Source organism: Hydrogenovibrio marinus (assembly GCF_013340845.1).
GTDB lineage: Bacteria > Pseudomonadota > Gammaproteobacteria > Thiomicrospirales > Thiomicrospiraceae > Hydrogenovibrio > Hydrogenovibrio marinus.
In genome coordinates this window covers 1221285-1241780 of sequence record NZ_AP020335.1, presented here as the reverse complement: position 1 = coordinate 1241780, position 20496 = coordinate 1221285, and the positions used below count along the sequence as shown (strand labels likewise).

15 protein-coding genes and 3 tRNA genes are annotated in these 20496 nt (G+C 42.8%); 5 read left to right on the top strand and 13 right to left on the bottom strand.

Annotated elements, in window-relative coordinates; all coding sequences use genetic code 11:
- Positions 1-72 precede the first annotated feature (72 nt).
- The 6 genes from HVMH_RS05880 to HVMH_RS05855 all read right to left on the bottom strand — a co-directional run bounded on the left by HVMH_RS05880 (position 73) and on the right by HVMH_RS05855 (position 7633).
- Complete coding sequence (locus HVMH_RS05880) at positions 73-1029, bottom strand: HlyD family secretion protein (RefSeq protein ID WP_029908871.1); 957 nt, start codon at positions 1027-1029, stop codon at positions 73-75.
- Complete coding sequence (locus HVMH_RS05875; protein ID WP_029908869.1) at positions 1029-1400, bottom strand: DUF3302 domain-containing protein; 372 nt, start codon at positions 1398-1400, stop codon at positions 1029-1031. The genes HVMH_RS05880 and HVMH_RS05875 overlap by 1 nt, the downstream gene beginning before the upstream one ends.
- A 158-nt stretch (positions 1401-1558) precedes the next feature.
- A complete protein-coding gene (locus tag HVMH_RS05870; RefSeq protein WP_029908868.1) occupies positions 1559-2683 on the bottom strand; it encodes an ABC transporter permease in 1125 nt (374 codons plus the stop codon).
- A gap of 1 nt (position 2684) precedes the next feature.
- Positions 2685-5444, bottom strand: a complete 2760-nt coding sequence (gene rbbA / locus HVMH_RS05865) for a ribosome-associated ATPase/putative transporter RbbA (protein ID WP_029908866.1) — start codon at positions 5442-5444, stop codon at positions 2685-2687.
- Between the two features lie 14 nt (positions 5445-5458).
- Complete coding sequence (locus HVMH_RS05860; RefSeq protein WP_232087823.1) at positions 5459-6529, bottom strand: HlyD family secretion protein; 1071 nt, start codon at positions 6527-6529, stop codon at positions 5459-5461.
- Positions 6530-6730: 201 nt separating this feature from the next.
- Positions 6731-7633, bottom strand: a complete 903-nt coding sequence (locus HVMH_RS05855; protein ID WP_051622961.1) for an AraC family transcriptional regulator — start codon at positions 7631-7633, stop codon at positions 6731-6733.
- A 200-nt stretch (positions 7634-7833) separates the two neighbouring features.
- On the opposite strand from HVMH_RS05855, the gene HVMH_RS05850 reads away from it, so the two are divergent.
- From HVMH_RS05850 to HVMH_RS05840, 3 genes are all read left to right on the top strand, one after another.
- Positions 7834-9003 (top strand): NAD(P)-dependent alcohol dehydrogenase, encoded by a 1170-nt coding sequence (locus HVMH_RS05850; RefSeq protein WP_029908858.1) that lies wholly within the window; start codon positions 7834-7836, stop codon positions 9001-9003.
- A 115-nt stretch (positions 9004-9118) separates the two neighbouring features.
- Positions 9119-9646, top strand: a complete 528-nt coding sequence (locus HVMH_RS05845; RefSeq protein WP_197942635.1) for a (R)-mandelonitrile lyase — start codon at positions 9119-9121, stop codon at positions 9644-9646.
- A 2-nt stretch (positions 9647-9648) separates the two neighbouring features.
- Positions 9649-10704: an NAD(P)-dependent alcohol dehydrogenase gene (locus HVMH_RS05840; protein WP_029908854.1), complete on the top strand. Its 1056-nt coding sequence runs from the start codon at positions 9649-9651 to the stop codon at positions 10702-10704.
- Positions 10705-10911: 207 nt separating this feature from the next.
- Here HVMH_RS05840 and HVMH_RS05835 read toward each other — a convergent pair.
- From HVMH_RS05835 to uvrC, 5 genes are all read right to left on the bottom strand, one after another.
- Positions 10912-10998, bottom strand: a tRNA-Leu gene (locus HVMH_RS05835).
- A 76-nt stretch (positions 10999-11074) separates the two neighbouring features.
- A tRNA-Cys gene (locus tag HVMH_RS05830) sits at positions 11075-11148 on the bottom strand.
- 2 nt (positions 11149-11150) lie between these two features.
- Positions 11151-11225, bottom strand: a tRNA-Gly gene (locus HVMH_RS05825).
- 119 nt (positions 11226-11344) lie between these two features.
- The gene (gene pgsA / locus HVMH_RS05820) at positions 11345-11902 is read right to left on the bottom strand and encodes a CDP-diacylglycerol--glycerol-3-phosphate 3-phosphatidyltransferase (protein ID WP_029908852.1); all 558 of its coding nucleotides are present in this window, start codon (positions 11900-11902) and stop codon (positions 11345-11347) included.
- Positions 11903-12054: 152 nt separating this feature from the next.
- Positions 12055-13887 (bottom strand): excinuclease ABC subunit UvrC, encoded by a 1833-nt coding sequence (gene uvrC, locus HVMH_RS05815; RefSeq protein WP_029908850.1) that lies wholly within the window; start codon positions 13885-13887, stop codon positions 12055-12057.
- A 71-nt stretch (positions 13888-13958) separates the two neighbouring features.
- Between uvrC and HVMH_RS05810 the strand changes: the two genes are divergently transcribed.
- Positions 13959-14888, top strand: coding sequence for a S49 family peptidase (locus HVMH_RS05810; RefSeq protein WP_029908848.1), 930 nt, complete (start codon positions 13959-13961; stop codon positions 14886-14888).
- Between the two features lie 175 nt (positions 14889-15063).
- Positions 15064-16266: a GGDEF domain-containing protein gene (locus HVMH_RS05805; protein ID WP_051622960.1), complete on the top strand. Its 1203-nt coding sequence runs from the start codon at positions 15064-15066 to the stop codon at positions 16264-16266.
- Between the two features lie 68 nt (positions 16267-16334).
- Here the strand turns inward: HVMH_RS05805 and acnB are convergent, their stop codons facing one another.
- A complete protein-coding gene (acnB, locus tag HVMH_RS05800; protein WP_029908844.1) occupies positions 16335-18908 on the bottom strand; it encodes a bifunctional aconitate hydratase 2/2-methylisocitrate dehydratase in 2574 nt (857 codons plus the stop codon).
- A 186-nt stretch (positions 18909-19094) separates the two neighbouring features.
- Positions 19095-20363, bottom strand: coding sequence for an Nramp family divalent metal transporter (locus HVMH_RS05795; RefSeq protein WP_029908842.1), 1269 nt, complete (start codon positions 20361-20363; stop codon positions 19095-19097).
- Positions 20364-20496: the final 133 nt, after the last annotated feature.

The window sequence follows — 20496 nt, the reverse complement described above, 5'->3', positions numbered from 1 at the left end:
GCACTTTTATTTTTCTATACAATTCTTAATAGTTTAACGCCTAATCATTGAACGTCGCCAGTAAAATACGCACTAATGCATAGGAAATACATAATTCATCCAAGAGCTCATGCGCAACAGTACTTTACGAATAACCGATAAGTGGTGAAAGTGATCTGAATAGACCGCTACTTGTCCATAAGCTCCACCCAACACTTTATCTTGGTATTTTTCAAAGCGAGGATCGGTGATTTCTATTTGCACAGGTATAAGTCCAGGACGATGATTCGTATCCGAAAGCAAATAACCATTTGCTTGAAGCTGCCCTTCCGCTAAAACGGGTAAAACATGGGAGACTTTTCCTTTAAAAACTTCTCCCGGTAACCCATCAAAAGCAACCTCGGCTTCAAATCCTGGTTGCAACCGCATCATGCTGTTTTGACGAAACCAGGCGACCAACAAATGCGCATCAGAGTTTACAAACACCATTACAGGTCTTAACGGCATTGGAACAGCGTACATACCTGGCTTTAAAAACAACTGCGAAACATAGCCATCAGTCGGTGCATAAACCGTTGTTTGTTCCAAATCAAACTGTGCTTTTTTCAATGCCCCTGTCAAAGAGTCCACTGTCGCGGTTGTTTCATCTACCGAAAATTGTTTTCCAAGCCCCTTTCGCATCATTTCTTGTGCACGTTTTTGATTTTTCTCAGCAACAATCAATTTAGCCTCAAGTTCTTTTACCTTGTCTTCGTAAGGCTCGGAATCAAGCTTAAACAAAGGCGTACCCTGCTTCATGAACTGGTTTGCCTTAGCATCAACTTCTACAACTCGCCCCTTAACCGAAGGAGAAATTGGCGTCGTGTAAAAATACTCTCTTGCTTGAGATGAATACGGATGGCTGTAGTTCATTAGCGTCAACAGTCCGCCAATCAGGAGAACGCCACCCAAAAAGGCGGTTGGAACAGTCCATTTATTAAGAGGGATTTTAAATATCTTAAAAACCGCAACTGCAATCGCCACGTAGGTTGCAACCAATAACATATCCATTATTGATCTCCTCCTTGCGAAACCTGGCGCTCGTGATGCAGTTGCTCTTTCAAAATGTTTAATTCAGTTTGCAGTTCACCAACTTGTTTTTCCAAGTTAATGAGGTGCTCTGTTTTAGCGCCTTGAGATGAATCATTTTGGGAAAAGCCCCACCCCCTGTCTTCACGATACAAGGTTGCCCATATCCATAAAAACGGCCAAAGAAGGTGTAAGGTAAACAAACTCACCCAACCTGCTACATGAATTGCATCTTGCTGTGGATGATTACGACGTTTTGCGATTTCGTAGGGAATATCATGAATGGCAATGATGCCGTAGAACAAAGTAATGCCAACAAAAAACAGCATAAACAACGCAAAGTAATCCAGCATGACAGCCTCCTAAGCTCAATTAAATTTATTCTAGCCTAATTCAGGCGTTAGTCATCAACTTATTGGATTTTTACGTATAACAGGATTCAAAGCAAAATAACTCATAAACGAAGAATCATTGCAAAAAGCTAAACAGGAAAGGTTTATAAGTGATTCTCTCAGATCATTTTCCCCAAAGAATTTCTGAACCAAGCCAGTGATAAAGAAAAAAGCACGATTCCAATCACACAGAGTGAAAGCAACTGAGGCCAAACGATTGAAAAATCAGCGCCACGATATAGGATTGCTTGAGCCATTGAAACAAAGTGTGTGTTCGGCGCTAACTGCATGATCAGCTGAACAGGCTTAGGCATGCTTTCAAATGGCGTCATAGCTCCCGAAAGGATTTGCAACGGCAGTAAAACCATAAACATCAGCAAGCCAAATTGAGGCATAGATCTTGCAATAGTACCCAAAAAAATTCCTAGCGAAGTTGCCGCAAATACATTGAGTGTTACGCCACTAAAAAATAACACTAACGAACCTTCAATTGGGACACCCAACAGCGACTGAACTACGACAGTTAACGAAAAGAATGAAGATAAAAGAACAACCATTCCCATTGACCATACTTTACTAATCATAATTTCAAAAGGTGTAACGGGCATAACCAATAAATGCTCAACTGTTCCATGCTCTCTTTCTCGGATCAATGCTGCTCCGGTCAGCACGATTGCAAGCAAAGTAATGCTGTTAATAATCTCCATTACAGAAGCAAACCATCCGTTATTCAGTTCCGGGTTAAATCTTGCTCTTAAAGTTAATTCCACAGGCATAGCAGTCTTTGCTCTATATCCTTGAAGGTACTCCGTAATTTCGGAGTTTACAATTGACTGAATATAGCCGCCACCTGTAAAAGCTTGGCTCATACGTGTCGCATCAACATTAAGTTGAATAGCAACGTCTCTCCCAGCCAGCACATCTCGCTCAAACCCGCTTGGGATGTGTAAAGAAAATGTATCAACACCCGCGTCCATACGCGCATCCATTTGATTTTCAGTAATCATTACGGGAGGCAGAAAATATGGTGGGTACAGCGCATCTATAATTCTCTTGGACAGTTTGGAATGGTCATCGTCAACAACGGCTATAGCAACCTTATTTAAACTCTCCGGCATTGATGTCGCTTTTGTATAAACTGAAAATGTAAAGGAAAAAACGATCAAAAATATCATAATCGGGTCTCGTGACAGGCTGCGCAGCTCTTTAACCCCCAAATTAAAAATATTACGAAGTTTTCTCACTTCATCTCTCCTGCTTTTTTAACAGAACAGCTGTAATTCCTATTAATACAGGAATTACCATGATTAAGGGTATAAAGGCCATATGCAAATCTGCAAATTCAAGCCCCTTAGAAAAAGTTCCTCGAGAAATGGTAACAAAGTGCGTTGTTGGATAAACCTCTCCAATCAAACGACCAGCACCTTCTAATGATGCAACAGGATCAATTAATCCCGAAAATTGAACTGCAGGCAGCATTGTGACTATTGCCGTACCAAAAAGCGCGGCCACTTGGCTTTTGACAAAAGTAGACATAAGTAATCCCAGTGCTGTCGATGCTGTAACATAAAGCACCGCTGCAACCGCCAATGTCAAAAAGCTACCTGAAACCGGCACTTGAAATAAAAACACAGCCAGTAACACCAGTAATATGAAACTTAGAGTTGATAATGCAATATAAGGCAGCTGCTTCCCTAATAGAAACTCCAATCTTGTGACTGGTGTCACATAGAGATTAATAATCGACCCCAACTCCTTCTCGCGTACAACGGATAAAGCGCTCAAAATGGCAGGAATCATCATTAATAAGATGGGAATCACCGCAGGTACCATTGCAGGTAAGCTTTCTATATCTGGGTTATAGTGAAACCGTGTTTCTATATTCACTTGAGAAGCAACAGCGCTATCACCATAGGCTTCTCGTAATTTTTCAGCTATCCAATATGCATGCATGCCTTGTACATAACCAAGCACCGTCTCAGCCCTTTGCGGCATGCTTCCATCAACCCAGGCACCGATCTCTACGGAATCTCCTCTGGCTAGATCTCTCGCAAAACCACTAGGAATAACAAGTGCTAGGCTAATTTCTCCGGCCTTCATCCTTTGATCTAGCTCAGCATAACTATGGAGAGGAGGCTCTTCGATAAAATACCTTGACCCTGAAATATTCAAGACATAATCATGGCTTGCATTACTTTTATCTTGATCCCACACTGCAAACTTCAGGTTTTCAACATCCATATTTAAACCATACCCTAGTACAAGCATTAGGATGATGCTGCCAAATGCTGCTAGAGACATACGAATGGGATCTCGAATTAACTCCAGCGTTTCTCTTCGTGTATAGCTAAATAATCGGCGCAAGCTAAATGATGAACGATTAAACAAAGAACTCGTACCTGACGTTTCACTTTGATTATGGGCAAATGAATCACCAGTCTTATCATCTGGTATAGCTTCTTTAACGCCTACGGCCTCTTCAAGGTGATGTATGAACGCTTCCTCTAGAGTTTTTGACTGCTTTCCTTGCGTTATTGCCTCAGGTGTATCGCTAATCAAAACTTTCCCGGCATGCATAAGCGAAATACGATCACATCGTTCAGCTTCATTCATAAAGTGCGTGGAAATAAAGATGGTCACACCTTCATTTTGCGCCAGATGAATTAAGATACGCCAAAACGCATCCCGCGCTAATGGATCAACCCCAGAAGTAGGTTCATCCAAAATCAACATTTCAGGACCATGAATCATTGCTGACGCCAACGAAAGCCGCTGACGCTCCCCCAATGGCAACGAGTTTGGCAAACTATTCATCTGTTCTTCCAAACCGAACTTTTTTACCATCTCATTAACTTGTGTTTCTACCGAGGCTTCTGCAATGCCATAGAGCCGAGCATGAAGCTCAAGGTTCTGCTTCACGCTAAGCTCCGAGTACAACGAGAAAGATTGTGTAACGTATCCCACTCGACGGCGTGTATCAATATCATCAGGATCGACTATCTTGCCGAACAGCTTAGCCTCACCTTCACTTGCAGATAACAAGCCCGTCAACATTTTCATGGTTGTCGTCTTCCCGCAACCATTGGAACCGAGAAAACCAAATATTTCACCGCGATGAATTGAAAAACTAACACGATCCACTGCAACAAAGTCACCAAAGCGCATCGTTAGATTTTCTGCCTTAATTGCAATATCGTTATTACCATCCAAGCTGCGGCGATGTATTTCTATCGGTTTATAACCCAATGTTTTGGAAGAAGGTAACAGCCGAATGAACGCTTCTTCCAATGTTTCACTATTGGTTTTATCCAATAGTTCTCTTGGCGAGCCAGTCGCTAAAACCACTCCATCATCCATTGCCACTAAGCTGTCAAACCTTGCCGCTTCTTCCATATAAGCAGTCGCGACTAAAACACACATCGTTGGACGCTGTACACGAATGTGATCAATTAGCTCCCAAAATTGGCGGCGGGATAGTGGATCAACCCCTGTTGTTGGTTCATCTAAAATCAACAGATCAGGGTCATGAATAAGTGCACAACATAGCCCAAGTTTTTGCTTCATTCCTCCCGACAGTTTACCGGCCAATCGGTCTTTAAATGGAAGGAGTCCTGTCGCTGTCAAAAGCACGTTAATACGCCTTTCTCGCTCCCCTTTAGCGTGACCAAATAAGCTTCCAAAGAAATCTATGTTTTCAAAAACGGAAAGCGTTTCGTATAAATTTTTTCCTAAACCTTGCGGCATGTAAGCGATGTCAGGGCATACTCTATGGCGATGCTTGCTATCTGACATATCACCACCTAGAACATTAATTGTACCGCTCTGAATAACCCTTGCACCAGAAATGAGTGATAGCAAGCTTGACTTCCCAACACCATCCGGGCCAATCAAACCCATAACCTTGCCAGCATAAGCCTCAATAGAAACCTTGTTAAGTGCTAACGTCTGTCCATATTGCAAGCTCACTTCCGTAAGTTTGACAACCAACTCGCTATGTTTGGTCATTGCACTAAAAGCCCCTACTCAACTAGATTTTTTTGGAGGCGATCAGGCCAAGGGACGTTAGGTGAAATCTTTATGTAGGCTTCGCCAGGCAACCCTGTTTTGACTCTTTGGATATTCTTTTGCAATAACGCAGGAGAAATCCTCGCCCTCACACGGAACATCAATTTTTCACGTTCTCTTTCTGTTTCGACTGTTTTTGGGGTGAATTGTGCGACATTAGCGATAAAAGAAATGTGCGCTGGTATGACATAATCAGGCGCGGCATCAAGGACAATTCTTACTTCAGTTCCCATTGAGACTTGACCAGCATAAAGTGTTGGCAAGAAAAATGTCATATAGACATCCGTTAAATCAACTAAATTTAGGACTCTGCCGCCAGCTCCAAGAACTTCACCCGAACGGGCTACGATATATTGAATTCTTCCACTTACAGGTGCTTTTAAAGAAGCATCATCAATTTCTATTTGTACCCTTTTGATTACGGCTTGAGCTGCTTTCACGGAAGATTCAGCACTATCTATTTGAGATACCGCAACTGATATGGCTGCCTCACTTGCGGCAACCTGGGAATGTGCTGCATTTAAAGCAGCTTCAGCACTATCAACAGCAGCGCGCGCGTCATCAGCTGATTGCTCAGAAGTGTGTCCCGATTTAACCAGACTAATCACTCGCTCAGTGCGTTTTTTTGCTAAATTTAATTCTGTCTTACGTTGAGATACTACAGCTACTGCAGTTGCTTTTTCACTTTGTCTCAGCACTAGCTGATTCTTAGCTGTTATAACAGAGTCTTTAGCCTGCCGAAATTGAGCTTTGGCTTGCAGAAGCTCGGCCTCCAGTGTTTTTGTATCCATTAAAGCAACAATTTGACCTGCTTTAACAAAATCGCCTTCCTTTACAAGAACCTTTTCTAACCTTCCCGCAATCTTGGTAGAGACATCAACTTCTACTGCTTCAATACGGCCGTTGCTACCCATCACACCATCAGATTTCGAATTGTTATGAAAGTAATTCCAAGCAAAAAAAGACAGTATAACGACAAGTGCAACCGCAACGATCTTCAGTAAACCACTGAAACGAATATTCACAAACTTCTCTCCTTTTGAGAAAACGCTCTTTACCACAACATCACTAAACTAAGCATTTCAAACATTATAGTGTCTGCTCAGTAACACTATTACATTAACAAAAATGAACGCTTATAAAATTACCCTTATAAAACTTCTTAACCATTTTTGAAGCAAAACTACAAATAACTATACGTCTGTAACACTGAAAGCTTGAATTAGCTACACCATTGTTTTTTCATTTTTCACATCAGCTTTAGGTGATTTGCCATACATTCGAGAATATTCACGACTGAACTGCGACGGGCTCTCATACCCTACTTTAAATGCAGCTTCGTTCACAGGAACTTTTTGAATTGTCAAAAGTTGTCTGGCTTCTTGCAAACGTAGTGTTTTTTGAAATTGTAGTGGGCTTAATGACGTGATTTTTTTAAATGTTGAATATAGCGAAGATTCACTCATACCTACTTTTTCAGCAAGCTCTTTCACATTGAGACTCTCTGAAAAATGCTCTTTTATCAGACATATTGCTTCAACAGTCCTTTTTGTGGAATGGTCATCTTTAATATATTGTCGAATAAAGTCTCCTCCCTTTTCTTTCATCACAAAGTACAAAATTTCTTTGATGAACAGAGGTGACAATACCTTCTGATCCTCTACTGCATCCATTGTTCTAACAAGCCTAACAACAGCATCAAGTAATTGAGGCTTTAAATCTCCAAAATACAGTCCACTCCGTGTTTCTACAGCTTGTATTTCTTCTGTCTCAATGTCCTTTAGAACTTCAAATATTTGTTCCATCGAAAAGGTAATCGTAAACCCCATATAGGGTTTTTCCGGCGAAGCATCAGTGATTCGTACCTGAGCGGGCGTATGAATCGACGCGAGTAAATATTGATTCGGAGAATAACGAATCAACTTGTCATCAACACCAACCTCTTTCTCTCCTTGAACTATCACACATAGTGAAGGTTCATAAAGAATAGAAAGCATTTCTGTAGGATTTTCATGGAAAAAAAAGCTTAAAGGCTTAATTGAAGTTTGGATAAAGCTTTCGCCGCTGAAGGACGAATTGATATATTGAATCAATTCCTGACGACTACTAGTCAATTGATCTGTACTCACAGCATTTCCTTTTAAATTGCTTTAGGATTGGAGAATTAGGCAAACAATTTCGAGAATTGTGCTACCGCCTACATTAACTAAACCTATAAAGTTATCGATACGACTTTAAGAGACATTTGCCAAAACTTTTCTTAAATCACAATACCTTAGCAAGTACGTGTAAATCATACTACGAAATCAAATGACCAGGAAATTTTATTATGTGTGATAAATGTAACGGTTTAACCAGAAGAGAATTTATACAGACAACAGCTGCATCTGGCGCAGCCTTAATGTTATCGGGGACTTCAGCTATGGCTTCTACAAAAGAATTACATAATGGAAATATTAAATCACGTGGCTACGCCGCTACAGACACTTCAGGTGTTCTAAAACCATGGTCATTTGAGAGAAGACCAGTAGGAGATAATGATGTTTTGATTGAAACCAAATATGCAAGCATCTGCCACTCTGACATCCATCAAATGAAAGGCCACTGGGGTCCACAGCAATACCCTCAGGTTCCCGGTCACGAGATTGCCGGAGTCGTTACAGCAGTAGGTAAAAACGTTACTAAATTTAAGATTGGTGACAGAGCCGGCGTTGGGTGCATGGTAAGTGGTAACCCTGAATGTGAAAGCTTTAAGCAAGGTGAAGAGCAATACTGTCCTGATACAACTTTTACCTATGGTTACCCTGAAGCCAGTTCGCCTACAGGTATTTCTCAAGGCGGTTACTCAACCAATATTGTTGTGAATGAGCACTTTGTCGTTCACATCCCAGAAAACATTAGCTTTCAGGAAGCTGCTCCTCTCTTATGCGCGGGTATCACCACCTATTCTCCAATCATGAAATTTGATCTAAAGAAAGGCGATAAAGTCGGTGTTGCAGGTATCGGAGGACTCGGACACATGGCAATTAAAATCGCGGTATCTAAGGGTGCAGAAGTATATGCATTCACTACTTCCCCCGATAAAGTTGACGATATCCTTGGGTTTGGAGCAAAAGAAGCTGTTGTTGTGGATGATATAGGCAACCTAGCGCCCTATAGAGGTAAGCTGGATTACATGATTTGTACCATCCCCTATCAATATGATGTCGCATCCTATGTGTCTGTTGTAAAGCCTTTTGGTTACTACACTCAAGTTGGTATGCCTGAAAAATTTGAATTAACACTAAGTGCTATCGGGCTTTCAATTAGCCGAGTCAACTTCAACGTTTCACTCATCGGTGGCATGAAAGAAACCCAAGAAGTGGTTGATTACTGTGCAGAGAACAATATTCACCCACAAATACAAATTATCTCTGCTGATCAGATCAACCAAGCATGGAAAGACGTGGTGGATAAAAAAGCTCGTTACCGCTATGTAATAGACCCTGCAACATTTTAAGTGTCTAGCAATCATTGCTAGCGACTTTACTGACACAATAAAAATGAGTGGCGCGAAGCATTATTTAAAAAATGCCATAGCAATCACTCTTACATTCGACTAAGAGGTGTTCAACATGAAAGACATAAGTAAGGCACATTTTAGTAGGCGAAAATTTCTGTTCTTTTCTTTGGCTACTGCAGTGTCATTTAATGCCTCAAACCTTGCTTATGCTAATAACTCTAAAAAGGAGAACATGATGGTTTTAGTTAAACACAGTGAGCATAAAGCTGTTGATGGCCCTGCCGACTACTTTACGGGTAATGTCACAATTGATTCCATGTTTCAACCTGAAGGCGATAGAAGTTACAGTAGCGCTATTGTAAATTTCGAAGCCAGTGCTAGAACAACTTGGCACACGCACCCCAAAGGACAAACTCTTATGATTCTTTCTGGCGAAGGGCGTGCTCAAATTGAAGGTCAAGAGATCTTTAAATTAGAGCCTGGTGATGTTGTTTGGTTCCCAGCAAATGTAAGGCACTGGCACGGCGCCGCTCCCGATCAAGCAATGTCTCATGTCGCTATTACAGGAGAAAGCAACGGTAAAGTCGTAGATTGGATGGAACATGTTACAGATCAAGATTATTTAGGTAAGGGAGTATAAAAATGACTATTACGGCACATGGATATGCAAATCATAGTCCTACAGATAAATTAGAAACATTTAGCTTTGAGCGCAGAGCCCCTCTTGCTGAAGACGTTGTAATAGATATTCAATATTGCGGAATTTGTCACTCAGACATCCATTCTGCCCGTAATGAGTGGGGAGGAACCATTTATCCGTTTGTACCCGGACATGAAATTGTTGGTCGTGTCACTGCTGTTGGCAATAATGTAAGTAAATTTAAAAAAGGTGACCTTGTCGGCATTGGGTGCTTAGTCGACAGTTGCCGCCACTGTGAGCCATGTAATCACGGATTAGAACAATATTGTGAAAACGGCTGGACGGGAACCTACAACAGTGAAGACAAAATAGGCGGCACCAAACACAATGTTACCTATGGCGGCTATTCAGATACCATCACCGTCGACCAGAGATTCGTTCTAAATATTCCAGAAAACCTAGATGCAGCTGGTTCGGCTCCTCTACTTTGTGCAGGTATTACGACCTACTCTCCTCTTCGTCATTGGAAAGTTGGGCCAGGGCAAAAAGTCGGTGTGATAGGACTAGGTGGACTTGGCCACATGGGCGTTAAGTTTGCCCATGCTATGGGCGCTCATGTTGTCATGATTACAACCTCACCCGAAAAGGGAAAAGATGCTAGAAAGCTAGGCGCTGATGAAGTTCTACTCTCTACTGATGCTGAAGCAATGTCAGCAGCCGCAGGCACTTTTGACTTTCTTCTAAACACAATTCCTGTAGGTCACAATACCGATCCTTATATGAATCTACTGAAGCTTGATTCAACAATGGTCATCGTAGGTGCGGTTGAAGCGCTTACGAATGTTAGTGGCGTGCCATTCATTTTTAAACGCCGTAACATGGCAGGTTCGCTTATTGGGGGCTTACCTGAAACTCAAGAGATGCTCGACTTCTGCGGAAAACACAATATCACATGTGATATTGAACTGATTGACATGAAAGATGTAAATACCGCATATGACCGAACAGTTGCAGGAGATGTTAAATATCGCTTTGTAATAGATATGGCGACACTTTAAAAATCAAACGCAACAGATCCACTCAACAATCAAATACAACTCATAAAGTTGTTCGCTATCTCCAGGGGATAATTATCCCTTGGTTCTCATCCATTCACGCACAAATTGTCTACTAATCTTATCGTTCATAGCGATAACTTGCCGCTAACTTGCTAGCATCAGAAAGTTATTCAAAAGAAAGAAGTTTGATTTTAAAAAAAGAAGTAATGGTGCCCAGGGCCGGAATCGAACCGGCACGGTGTTGCCACCGAGGGATTTTAAGTCCCTTGCGTCTACCAATTTCGCCACCTGGGCTTATAGGTGGTTCGCCGAAGCGTTGGATTTGTATTACGAATGCTTGATTTGTTTTTTATAAAGACTTTATAAAAAATGGAGGCGCGACCCGGAATCGAACCGGGCTAGATGGATTTGCAATCCACTGCATAACCTCTTTGCTATCGCGCCATTGGAGCGGGAAACGAGGATCGAACTCGCGACCCCAACCTTGGCAAGGTTGTGCTCTACCGCTGAGCTATTCCCGCTTCGTAATGAGGGCGTATTATAGGATGTGTCAAAAAAATTACAAGCTTTTTTTCAGAAATTTTGAAGGCGCCTATCCTGCAAATAGAGCGGCTTTCACCGCTCGTTTGCACTAAGCGTTTTAGTGATTTTCGTCTTGAGCTGCATCCCTTAAAACGGGAAGTGCCGCCACAGAATATTGCCACCAAGTAATAATCGTTAAGGCTGCGGCAAAATAAAGCATTGGGAAGCCAAGTTCACCCCAGTTAATGCCCCACAAGCTGCCGCCATAAATCAACCACGTCAAAGCCGCTAATTGGGAAGCTGTCTTTATCTTTCCTAGCTTGGAAACCGCGACCACTTCGCGTGCATTGTTTTCTGCCATCCACTCGCGTAATGCAGAGATACTGATTTCACGCATCATGATAACGATAGCGGATAAAGTCACCCATAGGTTTTGATATTCCACCGAAACGACAATCAACGCTGCCGAGACAATCAACTTGTCTGCCACTGGGTCAAGAAATGCACCCAGTTTGCTGCTGACATTCAGCCTTCTCGCTAGAAACCCATCAAACCAGTCGGTGATGGCGGCAATCATAAATGCCAAGCCCGCCCAGAAACGCGCGTCAGGAATAGGAGAAAAATAACAGATTAAAAAAACCGGAATCAAGGCAACTCTTGTCCAGGTCATTAACATAGGGAGTGATCTTAAATATTGCATTCTTTCGTTTTAAATTTGTGAATTTTAAGGAATCTTATCATAGTCATCCGGCTTACTGAGGGGAAACTTAGCTTTTTGGCCGAATAACAAACCATTCCTCTGCAAGGTAGAAATGTCATCCTCTTTGTTTAAACGTCACCATGGAAAAAATCGTAAATGGTTTGCGCCATATTGCCACTGATTCCCGGTACTTTTTGTAACTCTGAAACAGCTGCATTCTTGACATCGGTGATACCACCAAAATGTAGCAATAGTTTCTGGCGTGTCTTAGCACCAACGCCTGGAATGTCTTCAATTCTGGAGTGGGTCTGTGCTTTTTGCCTACGAGCACGGTGGCTGGTGATCGCAAATCGGTGGGCTTCATCTCGAACATGATTAATCAAGTGTAAAGCGATGTCGTCCGCTTCAAGATCGATGCCTTCAAAATTCTCTGGCGTGTAAAGTATTTCCAGTCCGGCTTTGCGCCCTTCTCCCTTGGCGACGGAAACCAAAGGCACACTTTCCAAATCCAATTCTTTAAAGACCTCAATGGCTTGGTTCAACTGCCCTTTACCACCATCAACCAACACCAAATCCGGAAGCGGTTTGTTTTCTTTTTTCAAACGGCTGTAACGTCTGCTAATCACTTGGCGCATTGCGGCATAGTCATCACCCGGTTGGATGCCTTCTATATTGAACTTACGGTAGGCATTGGTATTAGGCACGCCTTCACTAAAGACCACACAACTGGCAACCGTCTGATTCCCTTGAGTATGACTGATGTCAAAACACTCAATATGATTTGGCAAGTGCGCAAGCAACAACACTTCTTGGAGCGCTTTGACGCGATCCATCTGCGAGGCTTTTTGGGTAATGTGTTGTTTCAAACCAGAAGCAGCATTGGTTTTCGCCAGAGACATTAAGCCTTTGGTTACTTTGTTCGTCGGTTGTTTAATTTCGACTTTACCCATGTCTTGCTGAGACAATAAATCTGCCAGGTTGGCCTGCTCTTCCATTTTGTGTTCTAACAGAATCACTTTGGGCAATGGCAAATCCAAATAGTGCTGGCTAATAAATGCTGAGAGTATTTCTTCTTCGGTTGAGTCCGCATCCATTTTGGGAAAATGATTCTGGCTTCCCCACAGGTTACCGCCTCGATACATCATCAGAGAAACACAGGTTTGTCCTGTTTGTCTTTCCAACGCAATGACATCGGAATCCTGACTGCCCGGTTGGTTAATCAGGTGCTGGCTTTGGATAGCACGCAGAGAGGAAATCTTGTCTCGGTAAGAAGCCGCCTTTTCAAACTCTAGCTCTTCAGATGCCTGCTGCATTTTATCGGCAAACTCATCTATCAACTCAAAGCTTTTACCCTCGAGAAAAGCAATGGTATGTTGCACATCCTCATCATAAGCTTCTTTAGTAACTAAGCCATCAACACAAGGCCCGGTGCAACGTTTAATTTGATATTGCAAACAGGGTCGTGAGCGATGGTTAAAAACGGATTCATTACATTGCCTTACCGGGAAAATCTTTTGCAAACTGTCCAAAGTTTGATGCACGGCCGACGCATTTGGAAAAGGCCCAAAATATCGCCCCACTCTACGCTTGGCGCCACGGTGATAACTTAATGATGGAAACTGTTTTGCAGTTGAAACAAAAATATAGGGATAAGACTTATCATCACGGAACAAAATGTTATAACGCGGCTTGTAGCGTTTGATCAAAGTGTTCTCAAGAATCAACGCTTCTGACTCAGTATCGGTAAGCGTCACTTCAATACTGGCTACCTGCTCCACCAAAGCACGAGTTTTGATTTCTTGATGGTTTTTATTGAAGTAACTGGAGACCCGTCTCTTTAGGTTCTTTGCCTTACCGACATAGATGATCTCGCCTTCGGCGTTCAGCATTTGATAAACCCCTGGACGTTCGGTGAGGTTTTTCAAAAAGAGAGTCAGGTCAAAGTTTTCGTTTTGCGACATGTTTCCAGTAGAATAGTTGAACTTATTGAATTACACATATTATATCGAAATTAGCGAACAGGGATTTTACTATGGAACAAAACAAAGCATTCGACAGGCTCGCTACCGCAGCAGAGAACTTTATCAAACAAGAGCGTTGGAGTCGCCGCTGGAGCAACTTGCTTAAAATCATCATTGTTCTATATGTGTTGATTTCACTTGGTACGCTGGTTAAGCAAATTTCGCCCGCTGATGAATTGTCAACTTCGTCTAAACATGTCGGTATCGTCAGTTTGCAAGGCGCAATCATGCCTGGTTCCAAAACCAGTGCTGATGCAATCAACCCATTATTGAGAGATGCTTTTTCTGACCCTAAAACACAAGCAGTCATCATCAAGGCCAATTCACCGGGGGGTAGTCCGGTTCAGTCAGCAATGATTAATGATGAAATCACCCGTTTAAAAGAAAAGTATAAAAAGCCGGTTTACGTTGTTGTGCAAGACCTATGTGCTTCAGGTTGCTACTATGTTGCCGTTGCTGCAGATAAAATTTTCGCCAATAAAGGCTCTATCGTCGGCTCTATCGGCGTCCGTATGGATACATTTGGCTTTACCGGACTGATGAGCAAGCTGGGTATCGAAAACCGTTCTATGCATGCGGGTGAACACAAAACATTCATCGATCCTTTCTCACCTGAAGATAAAACCGGGCGGGCCTTTTTCCAGAAAAACATTTTGGATAAAAGTCATGACCAGTTTATCGAAACCGTTAAAAAAGGTCGCGGTGACCGTCTAAAAATCAACAAAGATACCTTTACAGGTTTGGTTTGGTTAGGTGACGCTGCGGTGAAAAACGGTCTAATTGATGGCCTGGGCGATACTGGCTATGTTGAGCGCGATATCATCAAAAACACAAATGAGAAAAACTATGAAGGTCGTAAATCGTTAATTGAACAAATGATGGGCGATATTTCTACCGAAACCGCCAGCAAGCTGTCGTTATACCTCAGCCAGCTTTATTAACGAATCACTAACTCATAATATTACTCCTCTCAGCCTCTTATACCAAACATATAAGGGGCTTTTTCTTTTCTTTTTTAAGTAATTTGTTCGTAAATTGCCTTATATCAAAAACTGACTAAAAACGGATTTTTCCCGATTTCTTCGAGGTCTATACTGAAAGAAAAAAGGAGTGGTTATGGATAACTTCAAACCGAATCCAAGGGAAGTGAAAACTGAGTTAAACGCACGCCTGTTCAGCGAAATGATGCGCGGAATGTGGTTAACGCTTAGTTTTTCGATTTTGGTCGTATTAATTATTTCCTATGTGTTGGTCAACGTTGATAAAAGTATCTGGCCGTGGGTTTGGCTTATCATCAGCTTGATCGTGATTAGCCTGCGGTTTTATCTTTTATGGTTGCATTATCGTGCCAAATTTCCACCCAGAACGTTAATTCCCTATAGTTATGGCATAACATTCCTTTCCGGTATCGTATGGGCATGCATGTCATGCTTTTACAGCTTAGACCACCCTCTTGTCATGCAACTCATGCTGTTGATGGTATTAGGCGGCATGCCGCTCATCTCTCTATCAACACATGGCAATATGGTGATGTCGCATATTCTGTTTTCTCTACCATCCATGCTGGCACTGAACTATTGGGCACTGTTCAAAACACCAGACTATTCATTGATCTTTTTTGTCATGACCTTGTTCTATACTTTTTTGGTGTACACCGCTTCTTTTCAGTTCTACAAACGGATCAAAGACAGCTTTGCGATGAATCTGGAAAATGCTGCACTGGTAAAAGCTTTGCAAGAACGGCAAGCGCAACTTGAAAGTTTGGCGTATGTTGACTCGCTAACGGAGCTTAACAACCGTCGCTACTTTACTGTCTCTGCGGAATTGGCGTTGGAAACTATCTTTCGCAAAAAAGCCAAACTCTTCTTCTTTTTGGTAGATGCCGACAAGTTCAAACACATCAACGACCATTATGGTCATGAAACCGGCGACAGAGTTCTTAAACACGTTGCCGACTGCTTAAAAGAGATTGTTGAAGGCTTCAATAAAAACCCGCTTTATGAGCAAGGTCAGGTTGCAGAATCTGCCAGGTTGGGGGGAGACGAATTTATCATCAGCTTTGTGGTGCTGGACGCGGAGTTTGATATTGAAAGTATTGCAGGCAAACTGCTTGATAAAATTCATCAACCGATTGAAATCACTGGAAAAGTCATTTACCCACAAGTCAGCATTGGTATTTCCGAGGCACCTAGACAGGCTCGAGACGTCAGCAGCCTATTGCGTTTAGCAGACAAGGCGATGTACCAAGCCAAAAAGCATGGAGGAGATCAGGTTTTCTACTGCCATTCCTCAGAGTTGCCTAGTGAAAAAACCGAATAATCATTGGATTTCCTAGCCAAAAAAAAGCCCGCATTTGCGGGCTCTTTTTACTTTGATATTCAGTACGCTTAAGCGACGGCGACACCAATGTCGGATAGCTTTTTAGGCGACTCAACTTCGTAATCCGCCATTTCATCAAACTGCAAATAGCGATAGACGTCTTTTGCCATGGTATCCAGCATCGCAACCGCTTCCAGATATTCTTCCAACGAAGGAATACGCCCTACCGCCGCACAAACCGCAGCCAACTCGGCAGAACCAAGGTAAACGTTCGCACCATTCCCCAAACGGTTCGGGAAGTTACGCGTTGAAGTTGAAAAAACTGTCGCACCATCGGCAACACGTGCTTGGTTACCCATACACAAAGAACAACCCGGCATTTCAGTACGCGCACCCACCTTACCGTAAATGCTGTAATAGCCTTCTTCAATCAACTGGCGCTCGTCCATTTTGGTTGGTGGTGCAATCCACAAACGGGTTGGCACATTTTTCATGTTCTCAAGCACTTTCCCGGCTGCACGGTAATGACCGATGTTGGTCATACAAGAACCGATAAAGACTTCATCAATTTTGTCGCCAGACACCGCAGACAATAGCTTGACGTCATCAGGATCATTCGGACACGCTACAATCGGCTCTTTGATGGTATTCAGGTCGATTTCGATCACGGCAGCATAGTCTGCATCGGCATCTGCTTCCAACAGCTCTGGCGCGTCAATCCAAGCCTGCATTTCATCACGACGACGCAATAGCGTACGTGCATCTTGGTAACCGTTTTCAACCATCCAATCAATCAAAGCCATGTTTGATTTTAGGTATTCGATAATCGGCTCTTCAGCCAATTTGACCACACAACCGTTTGCCGAACGTTCAGCGGAAGCATCAGACAATTCAAACGCTTGTTCGACTTTTAGGTGATCCAAACCTTCGATTTCCAATACACGGCCGTTAAAGATGTTTTTCTTACCTTTTTTCTCAACCGTTAACAAACCGTCTTGAATCGCTTGGTAAGGAATAGCATTCACCAAATCACGTAGCGTGATACCTGGTTGCATTTCACCTTTAAAACGAACCAAAACTGATTCAGGCATATTCAAAGGCATCACACCCAGAGTCGCACCAAACGCAACCAACCCTGAACCTGCTGGGAAGGAAATACCAATAGGGAAACGCGTGTGAGAGTCACCACCGGTACCGACCGTATCAGGCAGCAACAAACGGTTCAACCATGAATGGATAACCCCGTCACCTGGACGCAAAGCTACCCCACCGCGACTTGTCATAAAGTCTGGCAAGCTGTGTTGTAGTTTAATATCAACTGGTTTTGGGTATGCCGCAGTATGACAGAAAGATTGCATAACCAAGTCCGCAGAGAAACCAAGACACGCCAACTCTTTCATTTCGTCACGCGTCATTGCACCCGTGGTGTCTTGAGAGCCAACGGTTGTCATGTGAGGCTCACAATACATACCTGGGCGAACCCCTTCGATACCACAAGCTTTACCAACCATTTTTTGCGCTAAAGAATAACCATGCGCAGCTTGAGATTTGTCTTGAGGACGGATGAATACATCAGAAGGCTCCATTCCTAGCGCACGACGCGCTTTGTCTGTCAAACCACGTCCAATAATCAATGGAACACGTCCACCGGCACGGACTTCATCCGGCATGGTATCTGGTGCCAGTTCAAACGTTGAAATAGTCTCACCTGCTTCGTTGGTGATCTTACCTTCGTATGGATAAATGGTAATCACATCACCCATGTTCATTTGCTCTACATCACACTCAATAGGAAGTGAACCGGAATCTTCGGCTGTATTGAAGAAAATCGGAGCGATTTTTCCGCCCAATACAACACCACCTTGGCGTTTGTTTGGAACATAAGGAATATCATCACCGAAAAACCACATAACAGAGTTCATCGCAGATTTACGGGAAGAACCAGTCCCAACAACATCACCAACATAAGCAACTGGGTGACCTTTTGCTTTTAATGATTCAATCGTACCATCGACATCATCCATTCTCGCCGCCAGCATTTCTTTTGCATGTAACGGGATATCAGGACGTGACCATGCTGCAGTTGCAGGAGAAAGATCGTCCGTATTGGTTTCACCTTCCACTTTAAAAACGGTAACGGTAATGCTTTCTGGCATTTTAGGTTTAGAGGTAAACCACTCGGCATCTGCCCAAGCTTTAACTACTTGCATGGCATAATCGTTGGTTTTAGATTTCTCAACCACATCGTGGTACGCATCATAAACCAGCAACGTTTTGGAAAGTGCAGCCACCGCAGCTTCAGCAACTGCTTTATCGCTTGAATCCAACAATTCAATCAAAGGTTGTACATTGTAGCCACCTAACATGGTGCCCAATAGGAACGTCGCTTGTTCAGATGAAATCAAGTCAACTGAAATGCTCCCTTTCGCCACATCCACCAAAAAGCTGGCTTTTACGTAAGAAGCTTCGTCTACCCCAGGCGGTACACGGTTGGTCAACAAATCTACAACAAACGCTTCTTCTCCCGCAGGTGGGTTTTTAATCAGTTCAACCAACTCAGCGGTTTGCTTTGCATCTAATGGTAGTGGTGGAATACCTTCTGCTTCGCGTTCTGCGACGTGTTGACGATAGGCTTCTAACATGGATTGTGACATAGTAGGTTCCTCAAAAATAAATTTAGCTTATTTTACCACAGCCATCGCTAATGGCGAGAACCAAGACGCATGAATGCGGCATTTCAGGCAATAAAAAACCCAACCTGGCAGATTTTCAACGAAAACTACCAGGTTGGGTCTATGAATAGCTCTTTTGGTATAAATGCTAATCAATCATTTAAAGGCTTCTACCGCCAACATAACCAACAACCAGATATTTAATCCGACAATCAATGCCGTTGCCGACCAAGCAGTGATTTTGGTTTTTGCATCATTCACCAAGTCGCCCATAATCATTGGATTGGAAGTCATCCTAACCAGAGGAATCACCGCAAAAGGCAATTGCATAGACAAGATAACCTGAGACAAAACCAGAAGCTTCAAGGGTGTTGTACTTAATAGAATCGCAATCGCCGCCGGAATCATTGTTCCAAGTCGAATGAACAAACGTATCTTCAAAATATTAACCGGACGTTTTTTGAAAAAAGATTCAAACACGATTTGCCCAGCCAGCGTTCCGGTTGTTGAACTGGCAATACCCGAAGCCAACAACGCAATACCAAAGGTCAAGGCTGCTGCTTCACCCAATAATGGTCCTAGCGTTTTATAGGCTTCATCAATATCGGTAATCAGCAATCCCTTCTCGTGAAAAGCCGCCGAAGCCATAATCAAGATTGCCGAGTTCACAATCCATGCAGCGGTTAGCGCCAGAATCGTATCCCAACGCATCATCTTATAAAAACGTCTACAGGTTTCTTCGGAACAGCCTTCGTCACGTCGCGTCATAACTTGGTGAGAATGCAGGTACAGATTGTGCGGCATCACCGTTGCCCCCAGTATCCCCATTGCAATAAATAATGCTGTGGTATCCATAATGGTGGCATTCGGTACAAACATGGCCTTTGCCACATCCGCCCATTCAGGCTGCGCTAGCCAAAGCTCAACAACATAACCTAAGCCGATGGTTGCAACAAAAGCAAGAATGGTCATTTCCACCCAGCGGAAACCAAAACGCTCCAGCCATAGAATCAACAACACATCGAAAATTGTCAGGAAAATGGCCACCACCAATGGAATATCGAACAACAGATTCAATGCCACCGCAACGCCGAGAAACTCAGCCAAGTCAGTCGCCACCATTGCCAATGCTGCCGTTGAGAGTAAAAATGTACCGCCCTTCCCTGGGTGTTCAACACGAATCATTTGCGCCAAATTCTTACCGGAGGCAATGCCCAATTTTGCACTCAGCAATTGCATCAAAACAGCTATCAGAGAAGCCAGTGTAATCACCCACAACAATGCATACCCATAACGGGAACCTGCTTCCAAAGAAGTCGCCCAATTCCCGGGGTCCATATAACCGACTGACACCAGAAATGCCGGGCCGATAAAAAACCAAAACGATTGTTTTGAATTTAAAGTTTCTTTTACAGATGTACTCATAATTTATTGTTTTTATTCGCTATATCTATTTTCATTAATCTCTATTCTGTTTGACTGACTAGTTCATCTATTACTTTAAGTTTTTGTTCAAAAATCAAAATATTTAGCCATGACTAACTTTTGAATAAACTAT